Source organism: Arthrobacter sp. SO3 (assembly GCF_020532825.1).
GTDB lineage: Bacteria > Actinomycetota > Actinomycetes > Actinomycetales > Micrococcaceae > Arthrobacter.
The window spans coordinates 1-653 of record NZ_MQTS01000233.1 but is presented as its reverse complement, the minus strand read 5'-3'; the positions used below and the strand labels follow the sequence as shown (position 1 = coordinate 653).

Annotated in this window: 1 protein-coding gene and 1 pseudogene; one reads left to right on the top strand and one right to left on the bottom strand. The window is 65.2% G+C overall.

Annotation, left to right across the window (positions count from 1 at the left end; translation table 11 throughout):
• Nucleotides 1–21 precede the first annotated feature (21 nt).
• Nucleotides 22–102, top strand: a complete 81-nt coding sequence (locus BJQ90_RS22980) for a hypothetical protein (protein ID WP_374953675.1) — start codon at nucleotides 22–24, stop codon at nucleotides 100–102.
• A gap of 179 nt (nucleotides 103–281) precedes the next feature.
• On the opposite strand, the pseudogene BJQ90_RS22975 reads toward BJQ90_RS22980, so the two are convergent.
• A pseudogene (locus BJQ90_RS22975) lies at nucleotides 282–503 on the bottom strand (IS110 family transposase); the annotation flags it as partial.
• Nucleotides 504–653: the final 150 nt, after the last annotated feature.

Here is a 653-nt window from a genome sequence, read left to right as displayed (position 1 = left end):
CAGGCTGCGGTAGCCGGGGTGATGGTGACGTCGAAACCGAGGCTGTTGAGCTTTTTGATGGCGCTGTTTTTGGCTTTGATTGGGTCCAGACGGGTGAAGTGATCGGGGCCCGGGTCTGCGTAGCATTCGCCGTCGGCGAGGAGGTGCCAGACCGCGGTGAGGATGGAGTGTTCGATCGCGACGATGGCTTTCATCGGTCCGCGGCGGGCGGCGATGCGCCGGTATTTGGCGGCGAGGTAGGTGTCCTTGCTTCGGGACGCGGACAGGGCCGCGGTGCCGAGGGCGGCTTTGAGGTATTTGTTGCCGGGCAGGATGTGCGCGGATTTGATCCGGCCGGCTGATTCGTTGGAGCCGGGACAGACCCCGGTCCAGGACGCGAGACGGCCGGGGGTTTCGAAGCGGGACATGTCGGCCCCGGTTTCGGCGATGATCACGTCGGCGACTTTGAGGGAGACTCCGGGGATGGTGGCCAGGAATTCCCTGGCGGCACGAAAGGGCGTCATCGCCTCCTCGATCCGTTCGGTGAGCGCGTCGATGATGCGGGACTGGGCATCGATCTGGTCCAGGTGCAGGCGGGCCATAAACGCGTGGTGGGCCTTGAACCGGCCGGTCAGCGCGTCGACGAGCTCGGGGATTTTGGAGCGCAGGGTTCC

Coding starts and splice junctions, on each gene's coding strand:
- BJQ90_RS22980 (WP_374953675.1), top strand. CDS start 22: ATGGTGACGTCGAAACCGAGGCTGTTGAGCTTTTTGATGGCGCTGTTT.